We start from the raw sequence: 17010 nt of genomic DNA, 5'->3' as shown, positions 1-17010 counted from the left end.
AGGGGACCCGGCCGGGGTGACGACTGCACTACGCTCGGTGCGCCATGCGGCCCGCCGACCTCGCCCTGCTGCGCACGCCGGGGACGCCGACGGTCTCGCCGGACGGGCGGATGGCGGTGGTCGCCGTCGGCCGGCCCGACCTCGACGCCGACACCTACCGCGCGCAGCTGTGGGCCGTGCCCACCGACGGCTCGGCGCCGGCCCGCCCGCTGACCTCCGGCGCCCGCGACTCCGCGCCGGCGTTCTCTCCGGACGGCCGCTGGCTGGCCTACCTCTCGACCCCTGACCGCGGGCACCCGCAGGTGCACCTGCTGCCCACCGCGGGCGGCGCGCCGCGCCGGCTCACCGACGCCCCGCTGGGTGCCGGCGCGCCGGTGTGGTCACCGGACTCCCGCCGGCTGGCCTGGGTGGCCCGCGTCCCGGAGGCGGGCCGCTACGGCACGGCCGAGGACGTGCCGCCGGAGGCCGAGCCGCCGCGGCTGGTCACCCGGCTGCGGCACCGCGTCGACGATGTCGGGTACACCGCCGACCGGCCCAGCTGCGTGTTCGTGCTCGACCTGCCGGACGACCCGTTCGACGACACCGCCGAGCTCCCGGGGCCCCGGCAGGTCACCGACGGGCGCGGCGAGGACACCGACGTCGCCTGGTCGCCCGACGGCCGGACGCTGGCCTTCGTCTCCGCCCGGCACGCCCGCGCCGACCGCGACCTGGTGCGCGACGTGTGGCTGGTCCCGGTGACCGGCGGCGACCCCCGGCGGGTCACCCGCGGCCGGGGCGAGTGCCGGCTGCCGGCGTTCGACCCGACCGGCGCGTCGATCTACGTGACCGCCCGGCCCGACCTCGGCCCCGACGGCCTCGACGTCGCCGCGCGGGGCCTCACCCTCTGCCGGGTGCCGGCCGCCGGCGGCCCGCTCCGGCCGGTGCTCGACCCGCGGGACACCCACCGCGGCGACGACACCCCGGCGACGGTGCTGGCCGGGGGAGCGGCGCTGGTCGGGGTCGAGCGGCGCGGCTCGGTGGCGCTGCTGCGGGTGCCCCTCGACGGCGGGACGCCCGAGACGCTGGTCGACGGGCCGTTCACCGTGCGCGGGTTCGGCGCCGGCGGCGGGGTCGTCGTCGCCACCGTCGGGCACGACCGGTCGGCGGGGGAGCTGGTGGCCCTCACGCCCGGCCGCCGGCGGCTGCTCACCGGCTTCGGGTCCGCCCTCGGCGCCACCGGCCGGCTGCACCGGAGCACCGAGCGCACCGTGGTCACCGCCGACGGCACGCAGGTGCACGGCTGGGTCACCGTGCCCGAGGGCCCCGGCCCGCACCCGGTGCTGCTGACCGTGCACGGCGGGCCGTTCACCCAGTACGGCTGGTCGCTGCTGGACGAGACGCAGGTCTACGTGTCGGCCGGCTACGCGGTGGTGCAGTGCAACCCGCGCGGGTCGTCGGGCTACGGGGAGGAGCACGCGCGCGCCGTCGTCGGGGCGTGGGGGGACCGGGACGGCGACGACGTCCTGGCCTTCCTCGACGCCGCGCTCGCCGACCCCGCGCTCGACGCCGACCGGGTGGGCGTCCACGGCGGGTCCTACGGCGGCTTCCTCGCCGCGCTGCTGCTCACCCGCACCCACCGGTTCGCCGCCGCGGTCGTGGAGCGGGCGGTGACCGACCCCGTGTCGTTCGTCGGCTCCAGCGACATCGGCTGGTGGTACGCCGCCGCCTACATGGGGACCGACCCGGTGAGCCCCCTGGCGGAGGCGGCCTCGATCCGCACGCCCACCCTCGTCGTCCACTCCGAGCAGGACGAGCGCTGCCCCGTGGAGCAGGGCCGGCGGCTGTTCGTCGCGCTGCAGCAGCGGGGCGTGCCGAGCGCGCTGCTGCTGTTCCCCGGCGAGGGCCATGAGCTGTCCCGCTCCGGCCGCCCCCGGCACCGGCTGGCCCGCTTCGAGCACCTGCTCGCGTGGTGGGACCGCTGGCTGCCGGCAGCCGCCGGCGGAGCTCACGCCAGCCGCAGCCGCGCCTCCTCCGGCGCCTCGCCGGACACCACCAGCCGGCCGCCCACCCGGGTGCACGGGAAGACCGCCACGTGGCCGACGTCGCCGGCGGGGACCGGCAGGCCGCCGTCGATGTCGTAGCGGGAGTTGGTCACCTTGCGGCGGGTGGCGGCCGGGTCGTCGGGACCCTCGGGCGGGGCGTCGGGCCGCAGCAGGACGACCACCTCGGTGCAGCCCTCGGGCCAGTCCCAGCGCAGCCGGTCGCCGTCGAGGGCCGCGCCGGTCACCGGCGGGAGGGACACGTGGACGGCGCTCGCCCCGGCGACCGCGGACCCCCCGGCCCGCACCAGCACGACGTACCCGGTGACCGGCGCGGACGGCCGGGCGTCGACGGCGAGCCCCGGCCCCATCGCCGGCACCAGCGCGCCGAGGGCCTCGGGATCGGCCACCACGCTGCCCATCGGAGGCGGCGGGGTCCCGGCCGGCAGGCGGCGCACCTCCGCCGTCCCGGCGGCCGGGATCGGGTGCACCAGCCGCAGCCGCCGCCCGGAGAGGACGGCCGTGAGGGACCCGACCGCCTCCGGTGGTGCGGGTGCCACCGGGTCCCCGCTGCGGGCCTCGGGGGAGGCGAGGCCGCTGTGCGCCTCCGGCGCGGGGACGCCCAGTCGCGAGGCGACGACGACGTAGCCGGCGACCTGTCCGTAGCCGCCGTCCTCCAGCGCCGTCGTGGCGGTCGTCCCGACCACCTGGCGGGTGCCGTCCGGCCGCACCCGCAGCACCCGGTACTCCACCGGGCCGGCGGAGGCCGACGCCGTCCAGCGCACCTCGCGGGCGCCGCCGGGCGCCGGGACGGCGACGACGCCGGTGGCCGGTGCGACGCCCAGCGCCGCGAGCTCCCCGTGCGCCGCCGGGTGGTCGGCCACGGCGCCGAGGGCGGCGAGCAGCGCCACCTCCCGCTCGCGTCCGGACGCCGGCGCGGCGGCCAGGGCGGCGTCGGCGGCGGCCAGCGCGGCGCGGGAGGCCGCCAGCAGCTCGGCGGCGTCCTCCCCGGCCGGCCCGGGCACGTCCGCGGCCTCGGCGGCCAGCCGCTCCAGCGTGGCGGCGGCCGCGGCGTGCCGGCGCGCGGCCAGCGCGGTCCCGACGGTCCGCCAGGACCCCTCGGCGCGGACGACGGCCTCGGCGGCCTCGTCCTGCACGGCGCGGATCGGCGGGTGCATGCCCCCGGCCGCGGCGAGCGCGGCAGCGGCGTGCCGGGCGGCGGCGCGCGGCCGCCCGGCTCGCAGCGCGGCGCGGGCGGCGGACACCTCGGCGGACCAGTCCGGCGTCCTGCCCGGGCGCACGGCCGGCGGGGGAGGGGGCGGGGCGACCGGGGCGACCGGGGTGCCGGTCGCCCCGGCCAGCCCGGTGACGACGGCGGAGGCCCGCTGCGGGTCGAGGCCGGCCGCCATCGCCTCCTGCACGAGGACGGAGGCGTCGGCGGGGGTGAGCCGGTCCTCGACGAGCACCGCGGCGGCCACCCGCGGGCGCAGCGCCTCGCGGACGTCGTCGGCCAGCGCGTCGAGGTAGCGGCCGGGGTCGCCGTCGACCAGCAGCGCGCCGACGGCGGCCAGCAGGTCGTCGACCAGCGCCCGCCGCCGGTCGGGGCGCCGCTGCCGGTTGAGGACGAGCAGCGCGTCGCGCCGGCGGCGCACGGTCTGCGGGTCCGCCGTCGGCGGCAGCTCGAGGAAGGCGTGCAGGCTCGGCACGCGGACGCCCTCGATCCGGCCGAGCTCCTCGAGGCCGTCGCGGACCTGCCGCAGCACGGCGGCGTCGGTACCGGGTGCGTCGGTACCGGGTGCGCCGGTGCCGGGTGCGTCGTCGCCGAGGACGGGGTGCCGGCGCAGGCGGGCGCCGAACGCGTCGTCGTCGATGCCCGCGGCGGCGGCCAGGCCGCGCAGTCCCTCGACCTTGTCGGCCGGCACCCCGCCGAAGCGCTCGACCAGCCGCTCCAGCGCGGCGTCGAGCTCGGCGTACCGGGCGGCGTCCCGCCGAGCCCGCCCGGCGCGGGTCTGCTCGGCCAGCCGGGAGCGCCCGTCGGCGGTGCGCAGCTGGGCGGCCAGCGCGTCGTGCGTCTGCAGCAGCGCGGTCACCAGGCCGCGGTACTTGGGGTGGTCGCGCTGCTTCTGCCAGAACGCCCAGACGTCGTCGACGCGGCGGGCGACCTCGTCGTCGGAGAGCGTGCCCGCGGTCTCCACGGGGAGGTCGTAGACCTCGAACGGGTCGGACGCGTCGGGACCGCCGCGGGCCTCGACGGCGGCGAGGACCCGTTTGCGGTAGCCGTTGCCGTCGAACGGGAGGAGCACGGCTCAGTCCTGCCGGCGGCGGACGCGGCCGACCTGCGCGCGCTCCCGCGCGACGTCGGCCTGGCTGAGCGCCGCGCTGGTCTCGACGCGCACGGTGAGCGGCCGGTCGGCCAGCCCCTCGTGCAGCGCGGTGAGCTCGAGGATGCCGTCGAAGCCCATCCGCAGGACCACCTGGATCTCCGTCCCGGCGGGGTACCCCGGCGGGATGTCCTCGATGGAGGCCTCGGCGAGCAGCTTGGCGTCCTCGGGCCGGGTGGACTCCGTCCCGCCGCCCTGCTCGACGACGCGGATGGTCACCCGCTGCTGGTCGTCGTACACCGTGCCGAAGGAGCGGCGCACGGCCACCGGCAGCCGGTCGTTGCGGTGCACGAGGAAGACCGTGGCCGGCTCGCCGAACCGGTCCAGCGCCAGGACGCCGAAGCCGCGCGAGACCGTGTTGAGGACCTGGATCTCCACCGTCCGCCGGACCTGCGCGGCCGACAGCCCGAAGGCGTCGCCCAGGCGGGCGCAGGCGGTGTCGACGTCGACCGGGGCGGCGTACTCCAGCGGCAGGCCGGCGCGCAGCTGCCCGCGGGTGACCAGGTCGGCGGTGAGCAGCCGCTCGAGCTGCTTCTTGCGGCCGTAGACCGCGACACCCTTGGCGACGGCGAGGTCGGGGTCGTGCACCTCGGCGGGCACGCCCAGCTCGGCGGTCAGGCGCTGCGCGACGGCGGGCATGCGGGTCGAGCCGCCGACGAGCAGCACCCGGTCGATGCGGTCGACGCCGCGGGCGCGGGCCGCGGCCACCGCCGCCCGGGTCAGCGCCATCGTGCGGTCGAGCAGGCCCGCGGTGAGCCGCTCGAACTCCGCGCGGGTCACCGGCACGTCGACCCGGCGGCCGTCGTGCTCGACCGGCACGACCACGGACTCGCGGACGCTGAGCTCGCGCTTGGCCCGCTCGGCGGCGAGCACCAGGGCCTGGCCGCCGGCGCTGTCGTCGAGCGGGTCCTCGGCGTCGGGGTGGGCGGCGAGGAAGGCGCGCGAGAGGTGGACGGCCAGCTTCTCGTCCCAGTCGGCCCCGCCGAGCTCGTGGTCGCCGTCGGTGGCGACGACGGCCAGCCGCCGGTCGGCCAGCTCCACGACCGCGACGTCGACGGTGCCGCCGCCGAGGTCGTAGACCAGCGCGACCTCCTCGAGGTGGTCCGAGGGGCCGCCGCCGTCGAGGCGGGCGAAGCCGTAGGACAGCGCGGCCGCCGTCGGCTCGTTGATGACGTCGAGGACGGTGAGGCCGGCGTACTCGCCGGCCAGCCGGGTGGCCCGCCGCTCCTCGTCGCCGAAGTAGGCGGGCACCGTGATGACGACGTCCTGCACCGCGCTCGCGGTGGAGAAGCTCGTCTCGCTGACCAGCGCGCTGAGGACCAGGCTGCTCACCGCGGGCGCCGACCAGGACCGGCCGTGGCTGACGAACCGCCAGGTGCTGTCGCCCATGCGCCGCTTGACCAGCGTGCAGACGTCGTCGGGCTGCGCCCTGGCCAGGACGCGGGCGCGCTCGCCGGTGACGTAGTCGTCGGGGCCGACGAAGAGCACCACGCTCGGCAGCGTGGGTGCGCCGTCGAGGAGGGGGACGACCCGGGGGGTGCCGTCGTCGTCGACCTGCGCCAGGCAGCTGTAGGTGGTGCCGAGGTCGATCCCGTAGACGGTGGGGGAAGGCGAGGGGGCACCGGCCGGCATGGGCCGGAGATTAGCGGCGACCCCCTAGGGTCGGGGGGACGTGTCCGCCGCTCAGAGCGCAGGTCCGCCCACGCGGGTGACCTGCGGGGAGGCCCCCCTTGGTCGACTACACGAAGCGCCCGAAGTCCCCGCCGCCGCAGCCGGAGACCCCTCCGGCGCCGCCGCAGCCGCCGCCGTACCAGCCGCCGCCGCACCCGTCGCCACCGACGCAGCCGTACGGGCAGTCGCCGTACCCCCCGCCGGGCCAGTACCCGCCGCCCGGGCAGTACCCGCCGCCGGGCCAGCCCCCCTACCCGCCGCCGGGTCAGCCGTACGGCCAGCCGCCCCCGCCGCCGCAGGACCCCTACGGGCAGCAGCAGTACGGGCAGCAGCCCCCGCCTCCGCCCCAGCGGGGCGGCGTGAACATGGACAAGGTGTCGCTGACCAAGGCGGCGCCCTCGGTCTCGCTGACCAAGACGGCCGGCACCACCGGCGTCCTGCGGGTCAACCTCAACTGGAACGCGAGGCCCGGCGGCGGCGGGGGAGGCGGTGGCTTCCTCAAGCGGCTCGCCTCCGCCGCCGGCTCCGGTGCGATCGACCTGGACCTCGGCTGCCTCTACGAGTACGCCGACGGGTCGAAGGGCGTCATCCAGGCCCTGGGCAACGCCTTCCGCGGTCAGCACACGCTGGGCAACGGCCAGTCGATCGTGTGGCTGGACGGTGACGACCGGTCGGGCGCCAACAGCGGTGGCGAGAACCTCATGGTCGACCTGCAGCACACCGCGCTGATCCGCCGGATCCTCGTGTTCGCGCTCATCTATGAGGGCGTGCCGAACTGGGGGCAGGCCGACGCCGTCGTCACGATGTTCCCGGCGAACGGGCCGCAGATCGAGGTGCGCCTCGACGAGCACGACCCCCGGGCGCGCATCTGCGCGATCGCGATGATCGAGAACCAGGGCGGCCAGCTCCTCGTCAACCGCGAGGTGCGCTACGTGCACGGCGGCCAGGACGTCCTGGACCGCCAGTACGGCTGGGGCATGGACTGGACGCCCGGCCGCAAGTGAGCCGCTGACCCCGGTGTCGCGGCGGCTCCGCGGCACCGGGGTCCCACTGGCTGCGCCGGTACGGGGTGGCCAGCCGGCTGTTCTCCCGTGGCTGCGCCGTCGGTGGTCTGTTTCGCTGACCCCATGGCTGTCGTCGGGCGAAACGGTCGTTGGGGCACGGCGCCTCGTCGTGTCCCGTCCCGGATCACCCTCGATCACTGCCGGAGCGGGGGGCAGTGGGACCGGTTGATCGAGCGCACGGCAGGCTCGACCGCGTTCCACGCCTGGGACTGGCTGGAGCTCCAGGCCCAGGCGCACGGCTGGCGGTTCGAGCCGCTGCTGGCGAGCGTGGACGGGGAAGCGGTCGGGGTCGCGCCGCTCCTGCTGGGGCGGCGCCACCTGTCCATGGAGGCGCGCGTCCCCTTTCCCTACGTCGGACCAGTGGTCCCGCCGGAACACCTGACCGGAACGCTCCTCGCCCTGGATGGGTGGGCTCGGGAGAACCGGATCGTGTCTTCACGCGCGGAGTTCGCACCGGGGGTGAGCTACCCGGCGGAGGCAGCTCCGCGAGCCCGGTGGGACGTGCACGAGGACCTCACCTGGGTCGTCGACCTCTCCCACGGGTCGGTCGACCAGTTCTGGCGCGGCACCCGCCGATCCGTGCGGCGCACCCTCCGCAGCGCCGAGCAGCGCGGGGTCGTCGTCCGGCCCAGCACGAAGACGGAGGTCTGCCAGTGGCTCCCCCCCTTCTTCGACGAGGCGTACGGCGCACGGGGCCTGCCCTCCCCGTATCCCCGCGACGTCGGTGAGGCGATCTGGGAGCGGTACGGGGAGCGGGAAGGGGTCTGCATGCTCTCGGCGTGGGTCGGCGACCAGCCAGGCGGACTGTCCCTGGCCTTCGGGCACGGGGAGACGCTCTACTCCTGGGCGGGTGGCGGGTTCCGGTCGCGTCGGGGCGACAACACGGGGACAGCCCTCTACGTCCACGAGATCCTCTGGGCACTCGAGCACGGATTTCGCTTCCTGGACGAGGTCGGTGCCGTCGACGAGGGTGTCAGCCGGTTCAAGCGCGCGTTCGGAGCCCAGGAGGTGCCGTATCTCGTGGCCACGCGAACGCACTCGCCGGTCTGGCGCCAGGTCCGTCGGGCCTACCGACTCGCCAAGCGGGGGCGGGAGCGGCTGAGTGCGTCCCCCTACGACGCGGCAGGTCGGGCTGAGCACGCGCCGCCCCGCGGACGGTAGTGGCCGTCACTCCTGCCAGGCGTCACGCCTCCGCGCGCGGCAACTCCCGGGCCAGGACGGCCGACTCGCCGGGCAAGTTCACTCGGGAGGTACGTCGAGGGATGACACGCACCAGTCGGTAGCCCACCGAGCGCTGGAACTGACGGAGCCCTTCGGGAATCCCACCCGGGTGCCAGGTGTCGACGAGGTACCGGACCCCGTGTCCGGCCAGTGCCTCGACGAGAGCCACACACATCAGGTAGCGGCTGTCGCTGTACTCGGGGCCGTGACCGAGGGTGCGGAAGTAGCGGAGCAGCCCCCACTCCCCATCGGTCGGGGTCACCGAGAGCAGAAGTGGGCGGCCCTGTGGGGCGCAGGCCACCAGCCAGAGGCCGTGCTCCAACAGGTCGGTGTTGTCGGGACTGTCGATGCGGTAACGGGGATCGGGATGGGACTTCTCGGCCTCGTCGGCCAGTCGGACGAGTGCGCGTCGCTCGGCCGGATCATCGACAGGTCGGCAGGTGATCCCTCGTCGCTCCGCGGAACGGAACCTCCGACGGAGGGTCTGCCTGGCCCGCCCCTGCAAGTACTCCTGCGGGTCCGCGGGGACCGCGAGGACGGACACCCCGGTGACGCCGAGGCCGGCACCGAGGACGACCGGGCGGCACAGCGCCTCGTACAGGGCCGCGCCGCCAGGGCCGGCCGACAGACGGGCCTGGACGGACGGCAGCCGGGCCGTGGCGACGAGGGCCAGCAGGGTCGCCACCGGGTGCCGTACGGCGAAGGCCACGGAGGTCCGCCCGGAGCGCCGGAAGGCCGAGTAGTACCGGGAGAGGGCGGGCTCGTCCGTTCGGATCCACCAGCGGTGACCCAGCCCCCGCCAGACACTTCCAGGGGTCCACGTCATCCTGCCTGCCTCTGCCCGAGGGACGGCCGCGAGACGGCGCCGCGTCACTTCCCCTCCCAGCCCACGGACACGTGACCCAACGTGGTCGACTCCCGCGGTACTCGCGGGACCGCAGTCTCATCCTGGGTCATCAACTGGGGATACTCACCCCGGACCGTCGAGGCGGCCACTCGGACGCATGACGTGACGATGACGCGGTGTTACTCCGTCCGCGGGACGGAGACCGCGCGACGGGGGTCTCCGCGACGGCTCGCGGCGACATTCCCGGACTGGAGGGAGTGGGCCCGTGACAACGGTGCAGGGGGTGCTCGCCGCACTGAGGAAGACCCGGCTGGCGGTCGCTCGGAGGCGGCAGGGGACGGGTGCCGAGGGGTTCTTCCTCGCGCTCCAGGAGATGGGGGGTGCCGCCACGAGGAGGGCACGGATGTACGTGTCGGACCTCGTCCTCGACCTTCGCCTGGGGGTCCGCACCCGTGGCCTCGCCGACAACGAGGCGGCCCTGACGCCGCGGACGCTGGGAGGGGATCCCCACGCGTACGAGCCGGTGCACGCGGACTGGTGGCGTCGCGCCATGTCGGCGCTGCCGCCCGTCCCGCCCGACGCCGCCTTCGTGGACCTCGGCACCGGTCGTGGGAGACCGATGGTCCTGGCGGCGCAGATGGGGTTCCGCCGGATCGTCGGGGTGGAACTGGACCCCGCGCTCGTGGAGGCCGCGGAGCGGAACGTCCGGAGGTGGAGCCGCCGGAACTCCGGCGCGGTCATGACGGTGGTGCACGCGGACGCCGCCACCTATCCGCTCCCCGACGGCCCCCTGGTCGTCTTCCTGGCGAACCCCTTCGGCGCCGAGACGCTGCGCCGCGTCCTCGACCGGGTTGTCGCGCGCCGCGGGCAGGGAGACGTCGTCGTCGTGTACTTCAACCCCGTCCACGCCGACGTCTTCGACGACTATCCGGCGCTGCCGGTCCACGAGCGGGGGACCGACTGGGTGGTCTACCGGCTGGCTGCTCCGGAGGTCACGGCGTAGGCCCTGTACGGCCGGCCAGGCCTCCGGGATGTGTCCGACGCCTTGCTCGAGCACGGCGGCTGGCCCTCTCCGTCAAGACCGAGAGCACGCCCCAGACCTTGGCGAGGTCCTTCGCCACGATCACCGCCGGTGCGAGGACGGCGGTGACCAGTGGTCGTTCCTCGTGGCGAGCGCGGGCGAGGGGCACCCACACGTAGGCGACGCCCCCGACGGCGAGCGCGGCGCGCATCCGCGGACCGCCGGCGCCGAGCCCCACGATCCCGACGAGGTAGGCGACGGCCCTGCCGAGGTCCCGTGCCAGCGCCTGGCGGTCGGCGGCCTCGGCGTCGCCGCGTCCGTACCGGACGTACATCCGGGCAGTACCGCGCACACCCGCCTGGTCCCACACCAGGTCGGCGTCGGTCGTGAGCACGCACCGGAGTCCGCGCTCGGCGATCGACCGGCTCAGGTCCAGGTCCTCGTGCACGCGGATGTGCTCAGGCCAGCCACCGACGGCTTCGAGGGCGGAGCGCCGGACAGCGACGGACCGCCCGGCGGGACGCGTCGGGTCGAAGCGGCGTCCGAACAGGACCGACCAGGCGGTGGTCACCGGACCGGCCCGGCGGACCTCCGCGACGTCGGGGTAGCACCCCACGGCGGAGGCGGCCTCGAACACCGAGCGCCGGCTCACCCGGTAGGCACCTGCGACGAGGTCCGGCGGAAGGGCCTCGGCGAACGGCGTCCGCATCCCGTCCAGATAGCCCACGCCCCAGTGACAGCCTGCGTCGGTGAAGGCGATGTGGGCGTGGCGGGACACCGCCACACCGGCGTTGCGGGCCGCGCCCGCGCCGGCGTTCTGCGGGCGGCGCACCGCGCGGACACGGGGATCGCGTGCCGCCGCCTGCTCGGCCCGCTCGCCGGTGTCGTCGGGACTGCCGTCGTCGACGACGACCAGTTCGTCGTCCTCCCGCAACTGGGGCAGCAGGGCCTGGACGAGGTCGTCGACGAGCGCCCCCTCGCGGTAGACCGGGACGACGACGCTCATGGGAGGGGCGGTCGCCGGGTCGATGCCCGCCCCGGGCCGCCCGACCACCTCGGCCAGCACGCCCGCGAGACGGTGGGCGACCTCGTGCACCTGGGGTCCGGTGTCGCCCCTCGGGATCCGCAGCCGGTCCGAGTCGTCGTCGGACCCTGCCAGCGGGGATGACGTCAGCACGGCCGCGGCCCGACGGGAGAGCCGCGCCGGCAGGGCGGGATCGTCGGCATCGCGGACGACGACCACCCGGTGACCGGTGATGGTCCCCGCGCCGACGGCGACGGCGGCCGCTGTCGCGCCCTCGGCCAGCAGCACGTCCGGGTCGAGGGAGCGCAGCACGGACACCAGCCGTGCGGCGTCGGCCAGGCGCCGTCCCGGCCCGCCACGCAGCCGGTGCACGGAAGGCCGGAGCCGGTCGGTGACGGCGACCAGTCGGAGGACCCGGTCGGCCTCCGGCTCGGGGTGCCCGTCCACCGGCGCGGGGGAGGCCGGGATGACCAGCACTCGGAGCGGTGCGCCCGGCCGGGAACTCCCCGGCGCCGTCCGGGTTCGGAACGAGGACACGGATCTCATCTGTGGGAGCTTCCCGACACCCGGGCTCCTCCGCACGCCGGGACGGCCCGCCGCCCGGCGCTGCGGGACCACGGGCGAGCGGCCGGAGGCTCGAGGTCCGAGGATGGGAGGCGTCCGGCCCGGCCGACGCTCGCGGTCCGGACGGCCCCTCCAGCGTGGCCATGGCGGAGCGGACACGGGGGACCACGAGAGGAGTGGGCATGCCCGACGGGGGGACCTCGCGTGTCCTGCACGTGGCTCAGCCGACCACCGAGGGCGTCGCGCGCTGCGTCGTCGACCTGGTCCGCCACCAGGCGGCCCAGGGCTGGGACGTCACCGTGGCCTGCCCTCCGGACGGCGACCTGCCGGCGCAGGCCTCGGCGGCGGGAGCCGAGGTCCTGTCCTGGCCGGCTTCGCGTGCGCCGGGGCCCACGGTGCCGTCCGAGGCGGTCCGGCTCGGACGGCTGATCCGCACGGTGGATCCCGACCTCGTGCACCTGCACAGCGCCAAGGCCGGGCTGGCGGGGCGGCTGGCCCTTCGCGGCCGCGTCCCCACGGTGTACCAGCCGCACGCCTGGTCCTTCCTGGCCGTCCGGGGTCTGGTGCGGCGGGCCTCGCTGCAGTGGGAGCGCCGCGCGCTGCGCTGGACCGACCGCGTCGTCTGCGTCAGCCGGGCGGAGTGCGAGGACGGACTCCGTGCGGGGCTGCGACTGGAGGGCAGGACCGTCGTGGTCCCCAACGGCGTCGACACGGAGCGCTTCACGCCCGGGGATCGCGAGGCGGCGCGTGCCCGGCTGGGCGTCGGACCGGGCCCTCTCGCCGTCTGCGTCGGCCGGCTGAGCCGCCAGAAGGGCCAGGACGTCCTGCTCGAGGCGTGGCCGGACGTCCGGGACGCCGTTGCCGGGGTCACCCTGGCCCTCGTCGGTGACGGCCCCGACCGGGAGGAGCTGTCGGGGCGGGCCCCGGAGGACGTCCGGTTCGTCGGGCGGGCCGACCCGCTGGACTGGTACGTGGCCGCCGACGTCGTCGTGCTCCCCTCCCGGTGGGAGGGGATGGCGCTCGTCCCGCTGGAGGCGGCCGCCTGCGGCAGGAGCGTGGTCGTCACCGACGTCGCGGGGGCGCGGGAGACGATCCCCGACGACGCCGGCTCGGCCGTCGTCCCGCCCGAGGACGTGACGGCGCTCGCGGCCGCGCTCGTCCCCCGGCTCGCGAACCGGGAGGCGGCCGACCGCGAGGGGGAGCGCGCCCGGCAGCACGTGCTCCGGCAGCACGACGTCCGGCGGACCACGGGCTCGGTCCTGGACGTCTACCGGGACGTGCTCGGTGCCCGCTCCCGTCGCCGGGCGTCGCGGACCGGTGGTCGTGGCTCCGCCGGCTGACCACCCACCTGGCCCGGGCGGCCGCCCGCCGCGACGTCGTGCCCCATGGGTCCTCGTCGCAGTCGCCGCGGTCCTGCTCGCCGGTGCCCTGGTCCTCCGTCCGACCGAGGACCCGGAGGAGGACCCGGCTCCTGGGGGGCGGGTGTTGGAGACGGGGGTGGAGGTGTTCTCGTTGTGGCGGGACTGGCCGGTGAACGAGTTGGTGCTGGATCGGGTGGTGGAGTCGGGGTCGGGGTGGGTGCGGGTCGGGGTGGGGTGGTGTTCGTTGGAGGAGGCCGGGGCGGGGGTGGTGTCGGCGTGGTATCTGTCCCGGTTGGACGCGACGGTGGCCGCGGCCGGGGCGCGGGGGTTGCAGGTGCTGGCCACGGTGGGGTGCACGCCGGGGTGGCTGAGTGGGTCGCAGAGCTTGACGGTGTTGCCGCCGGCGGAGCGGGTGGGGGAGTTCGAGCGGGTGGTGGCGTGGCTGGCGGGGCGGTACGCGGGTCGGGTGGCGGCGTGGGAGATCTGGAACGAGCCGGACTGCTCGGCCGGCACGGGGTGTGGTGTGACCGAGCCGGCCGCCTACGTGCCGGTGCTGGCCGCCGGTTACCGGGGGGTGCGGGCCGGGGATCCGGGTGCGGTGGTGGTCTCGGGGGGGATCAGCGGGGTGAACACCGCCTGGATCGAGGGCCTGTACGCGGCCGGGGGTGGGGGGTGGTTCGACGCGTTGGGGGTGCATCCCTATCAGGGGCCGGCGGCCGAGCCGCCGGAGGCGCCGGCGGCCGAGCATCCCTACCGGATGCGCAACGTGGAGCGGTTGCGGGCGGTGATGGTGGCCGCCGGGGACGGGCAGGTGCCGGTGTGGTTCACCGAGTTCGGCTGGACGACCGGGGCGGGGGAGGGCTGGTCGGCCGGGGTGGATGAGGCGACGCAGGCCGATTACCTGGCGCGGGCGGTCGCGATGGTGCAGGCCGAGTACTCCTATGTCACGCACGCGTTCGTGTTCACCATCCGTGACCGGGATGACTGGAACGCGTATGAGAACAACTTCGGGTTGACCCGGCTGGACGGCACACCGAAACCGGCCCTGGCCGCTCTGCGCACCGCCAACGACCACCTCGCCGCGCTCCGGCGTTCCAGCACCAGGGTCGTCAGCCTGACCCCGGTTGCCGACGCCACGGTCTGGCAGGAGTCCGCCGGGAGGTCCGCGGGGACCTCCCCGACATTGGAGGTGGACAGCCGAACCGCCGGAGGCGCGTCACGGGCCACCTCCTACCTGCGCTTTGCCGTGCCGGCGCTGGCCCCCGGTGAGGTGGTCGTCTCGGCGGAACTGACAGTGCAGGTGGCCGACGGCACGCTCGACGGGCCGGTGATCTGGCCCACGGCGACGGAGTGGAGCGAGGGCACGCTGTCCTGGAAGCGGCAGCCGGCCCGCACGGCCACCGTCCCGCTCGGGGACCTCGGCGCGATGGGGCCTGGTCCGGTGACCGTCCCGCTGGCGGTGGCGGACCCGTCCCGTGAGCTCTCCGTACAGCTGTACGCCCAGACCGACGACGATCTCCGCCTGGCCTCCCGCGAGGATCCGGTGATCGACCGGCGTCCGCGGCTGACGCTCGTGATCACCTCCTGACCGCCGGAGCTGGGACGGCCGTCCCGGCTGCCGCGCGTGGGGCCCGGGCTACAGTAGGTTCGTTCCATCCCCGGTTCGAAGGGACCCCCGTGCTGTCTCCCTGCCCGGTGGCTCCCTGGCGTCCGTGGGCGCCCACGGCCGAGGCCGTCCGGTGCGAGGCCGTCCGGTGACGGCTCTCTCCGAGCGGCCGGCCGTCTCCGCCCGGCGGCTGTCGGGTGTGGTGGGCGCCTATGTCGCGCTGACCAAGCCCAAGCTCGTCGAGCTGCTGCTGGTGACGACGCTGCCGGCGATGATGATGGCCGCCGACGGGTGGCCCTCCTGGCGCCTCGTGGGCGCCACGATGGTCGGGGGGATGTTCGCCGCCGGTGCGGCCAACACCTTCAACTGCTGGTACGACCGGGACATCGACCGCCTGATGTCGCGCACGCGCAACCGGCCGATCCCGTCCGGGGCGGTGTCGCCGCGGGCGGCCCTGGTCTTCGGGGTGGTCCTCGCCGCGGCGTCGCTGACGCTCCTGTGGCTGGCCACCACGCCCCTGGCCACGGCGCTGGCCGCGGTCGCGATCCTGGCCTACTCCGTCGTCTACACGATGGTGCTCAAGCGCCGGACCCGGCACAACACGGTCTTCGGGGCCTTCCCCGGGGCGGCGCCGGTGCTCATCGGGTGGGCCGCGGTGACCGGCTCGCTCGACTGGCCGGCGGTCGCCTTCTTCGCCGTCGTCTTCTGCTGGCAGATGCCGCACTTCTGGGCCCTGGCCAGCCGGTACCGCGAGGACTACGCCCGCGCGGGCGTCCCCATGCTGTCCGTGGTCGCGGGCCCCGCCAGCGTCGGCCGGCAGTCCGTCGCGTGGGCGTGGGCCACGCTGGGCGCCACCCTGCTGATGGGATCGATCACCCCCGTCCTGGGCTGGGCCTTCGCCATCGGAGGGGGGCTCCTCGGCGCCTGGTACGTGGCCGAGTCCCACCAGTGGCTCGACCGCATCCGGAACGGCGTGCCCGACCGGCCGATGCGGCTCTTCTCGGTGTCCATCACGCACATGACCCTGCTGTCGATCGCGATCGCCATCGACGTCCTCGTCTGACCCCGCCGTCCCCGGGGCGGTGAGCGGGTCACCCGTCGTGGTCACCTGGCCCGCGACAGCACGGCAGCCGACCGGTCGGCGCGCACCGGTCGCGAGAGCGCCGGCTGTCGACCTGCGGTCGTGCCGACCTGCCCGGGACATCCGCAGGTCGACGACGGGCGTCCCACGGACGTCCCGGAGGTCAGCGGGTGGCGGGCACCTGGGTGGCGGGGGCGTCGAGGGGCTGCTCGGTCGCCGGGCCGCGGACCGACCACACCAGCCGCGCGGTGTAGACGGTCACCAGCACCGCGCCGAGCATGTGCAGCAGCACCAGCACGACCGGCAGGTGCGTGAAGTACTGCACGAAGCCGATCACGCCCTGCAGCAGCTGGACGACCAGCAGGTCGCGGGCGGCGCGGCGGACGCGGCCTGGGGCGTCGGTGGCATGGAGGGCCACGAGCAGCGCGACGGTGAGCCCGACGAGCAGGAAGACGACGTCGGCGTGCAGCTGGCTGACCGTCTCGGGGTCGAAGCCCATGCGCCCGCCGGAGGGCCGGCCGCTCTCGTCGAGGTCGCCGCTGTGCGGGCCGCTGCCGGTGACGACGGTGCCGAGCGCCAGCACCACCGCGGTCACCGCCGCAATCCCGCCCGTCAGCAGGACCAGCGGGCGCCGCAGCAGCGGCTGGCCGACGCCCGGCTCGCGCGAGCGCAGCCACAGCACGGTGGAGACGGCGACGAGGACGGTCGAGACGAGGAAGTGGACGGCGACCGTCCACGGGTTGAGCCCGGTGAGCACGGTGACGCCGCCGATCGCGGCCTGGACGGGGATGCCCAGGAAGGTCAGCACCGCCAGCGGCCGCAGGTCCCGCCGCGCCGAGCGCCAGACCGCCACCAGCACCGCGATGGCCACCGCGGTCAGCACGAAGGTCAGCAGCCGGTTGCCGAACTCGATGAGGCCGTGGCCGGCCATCTCCGGCGTGGTGACGAAGCTGTCGTCGGTGCACCGTGGCCAGGTGGGGCAGCCCAGGCCCGAGCCGGTCAGCCGGACGACGCCGCCGGTGACCACGATCGCGCCGTTGGCGACCACGTTGGCCAGCGCCAGGCGGGTGATGGCGGCGGGGGAGAACCTGGACAGGACCGGCACGTCCCGATGCTAGCCGCGGCCGGGGCCCTCCCCGGTTCGCTCAGGG

Annotated in this window: 11 protein-coding genes; 7 read left to right on the top strand and 4 right to left on the bottom strand. The window is 75.9% G+C overall.

Annotated elements, in window-relative coordinates; genetic code table 11:
• The first annotated feature begins 44 nt into the window (after positions 1-44).
• Positions 45-2120, top strand: a complete 2076-nt coding sequence (locus BM414_RS07045) for a S9 family peptidase (protein WP_093578695.1) — start codon at positions 45-47, stop codon at positions 2118-2120.
• Between the two features lie 2204 nt (positions 2121-4324).
• On the opposite strand, the gene BM414_RS07040 is transcribed toward BM414_RS07045, so the two are convergent.
• Positions 4325-6031, bottom strand: a complete 1707-nt coding sequence (locus BM414_RS07040) for an Hsp70 family protein (RefSeq protein WP_093578694.1) — start codon at positions 6029-6031, stop codon at positions 4325-4327.
• A gap of 98 nt (positions 6032-6129) precedes the next feature.
• On the opposite strand from BM414_RS07040, the gene BM414_RS07035 reads away from it, so the two are divergent.
• Complete coding sequence (locus tag BM414_RS07035; protein ID WP_175551463.1) at positions 6130-7074, top strand: TerD family protein; 945 nt, start codon at positions 6130-6132, stop codon at positions 7072-7074.
• Positions 7075-7299: 225 nt separating this feature from the next.
• Positions 7300-8295 (top strand): GNAT family N-acetyltransferase, encoded by a 996-nt coding sequence (locus tag BM414_RS07030; protein WP_175551462.1) that lies wholly within the window; start codon positions 7300-7302, stop codon positions 8293-8295.
• Positions 8296-8317: 22 nt separating this feature from the next.
• Here the strand turns inward: BM414_RS07030 and BM414_RS07025 are convergent, their stop codons facing one another.
• Positions 8318-9064, bottom strand: coding sequence for a hypothetical protein (locus BM414_RS07025; RefSeq protein ID WP_093578692.1), 747 nt, complete (start codon positions 9062-9064; stop codon positions 8318-8320).
• A gap of 403 nt (positions 9065-9467) precedes the next feature.
• On the opposite strand from BM414_RS07025, the gene BM414_RS07020 reads away from it, so the two are divergent.
• Positions 9468-10205 carry a methyltransferase domain-containing protein gene (locus BM414_RS07020; protein ID WP_139245729.1) on the top strand — a complete coding sequence of 246 codons (738 nt, stop codon included), beginning with the start codon at positions 9468-9470 and terminating at the stop codon, positions 10203-10205.
• Here BM414_RS07020 and BM414_RS07015 read toward each other — a convergent pair.
• Positions 10195-11784 carry a glycosyltransferase family 2 protein gene (locus tag BM414_RS07015; RefSeq protein ID WP_175551460.1) on the bottom strand — a complete coding sequence of 530 codons (1590 nt, stop codon included), beginning with the start codon at positions 11782-11784 and terminating at the stop codon, positions 10195-10197. The genes BM414_RS07020 and BM414_RS07015 overlap by 11 nt on opposite strands.
• A 209-nt stretch (positions 11785-11993) precedes the next feature.
• On the opposite strand from BM414_RS07015, the gene BM414_RS07010 reads away from it, so the two are divergent.
• The 3 genes from BM414_RS07010 (at position 11994) to BM414_RS07000 (ending at position 15841) form a co-directional block, all read left to right on the top strand.
• Positions 11994-13151: a glycosyltransferase gene (locus BM414_RS07010; protein WP_093578689.1), complete on the top strand. Its 1158-nt coding sequence runs from the start codon at positions 11994-11996 to the stop codon at positions 13149-13151.
• Between the two features lie 157 nt (positions 13152-13308).
• Complete coding sequence (locus tag BM414_RS07005; RefSeq protein ID WP_175551459.1) at positions 13309-14760, top strand: DNRLRE domain-containing protein; 1452 nt, start codon at positions 13309-13311, stop codon at positions 14758-14760.
• A 166-nt stretch (positions 14761-14926) separates the two neighbouring features.
• Entirely contained in the window at positions 14927-15841 is a 915-nt protein-coding gene (locus BM414_RS07000) for a heme o synthase (protein ID WP_093578687.1), read from the top strand.
• Between the two features lie 181 nt (positions 15842-16022).
• On the opposite strand, the gene BM414_RS06995 is transcribed toward BM414_RS07000, so the two are convergent.
• Positions 16023-16964 (bottom strand): COX15/CtaA family protein, encoded by a 942-nt coding sequence (locus BM414_RS06995; RefSeq protein WP_175551458.1) that lies wholly within the window; start codon positions 16962-16964, stop codon positions 16023-16025.
• Positions 16965-17010 lie beyond the last annotated feature (46 nt).

It is taken from the genome of Geodermatophilus amargosae (genome assembly GCF_900116515.1).
GTDB lineage: Bacteria > Actinomycetota > Actinomycetes > Mycobacteriales > Geodermatophilaceae > Geodermatophilus > Geodermatophilus amargosae.
This window is presented reverse-complemented; position numbering and strand designations above follow the sequence as displayed.

Coding starts and splice junctions, on each gene's coding strand:
- BM414_RS07045 (WP_093578695.1), top strand. CDS start 45: ATGCGGCCCGCCGACCTCGCCCTGCTGCGCACGCCGGGGACGCCGACG.
- BM414_RS07040 (WP_093578694.1), bottom strand. CDS start 6,031: ATGCCGGCCGGTGCCCCCTCGCCTTCCCCCACCGTCTACGGGATCGAC.
- BM414_RS07010 (WP_093578689.1), top strand. CDS start 11,994: ATGCCCGACGGGGGGACCTCGCGTGTCCTGCACGTGGCTCAGCCGACC.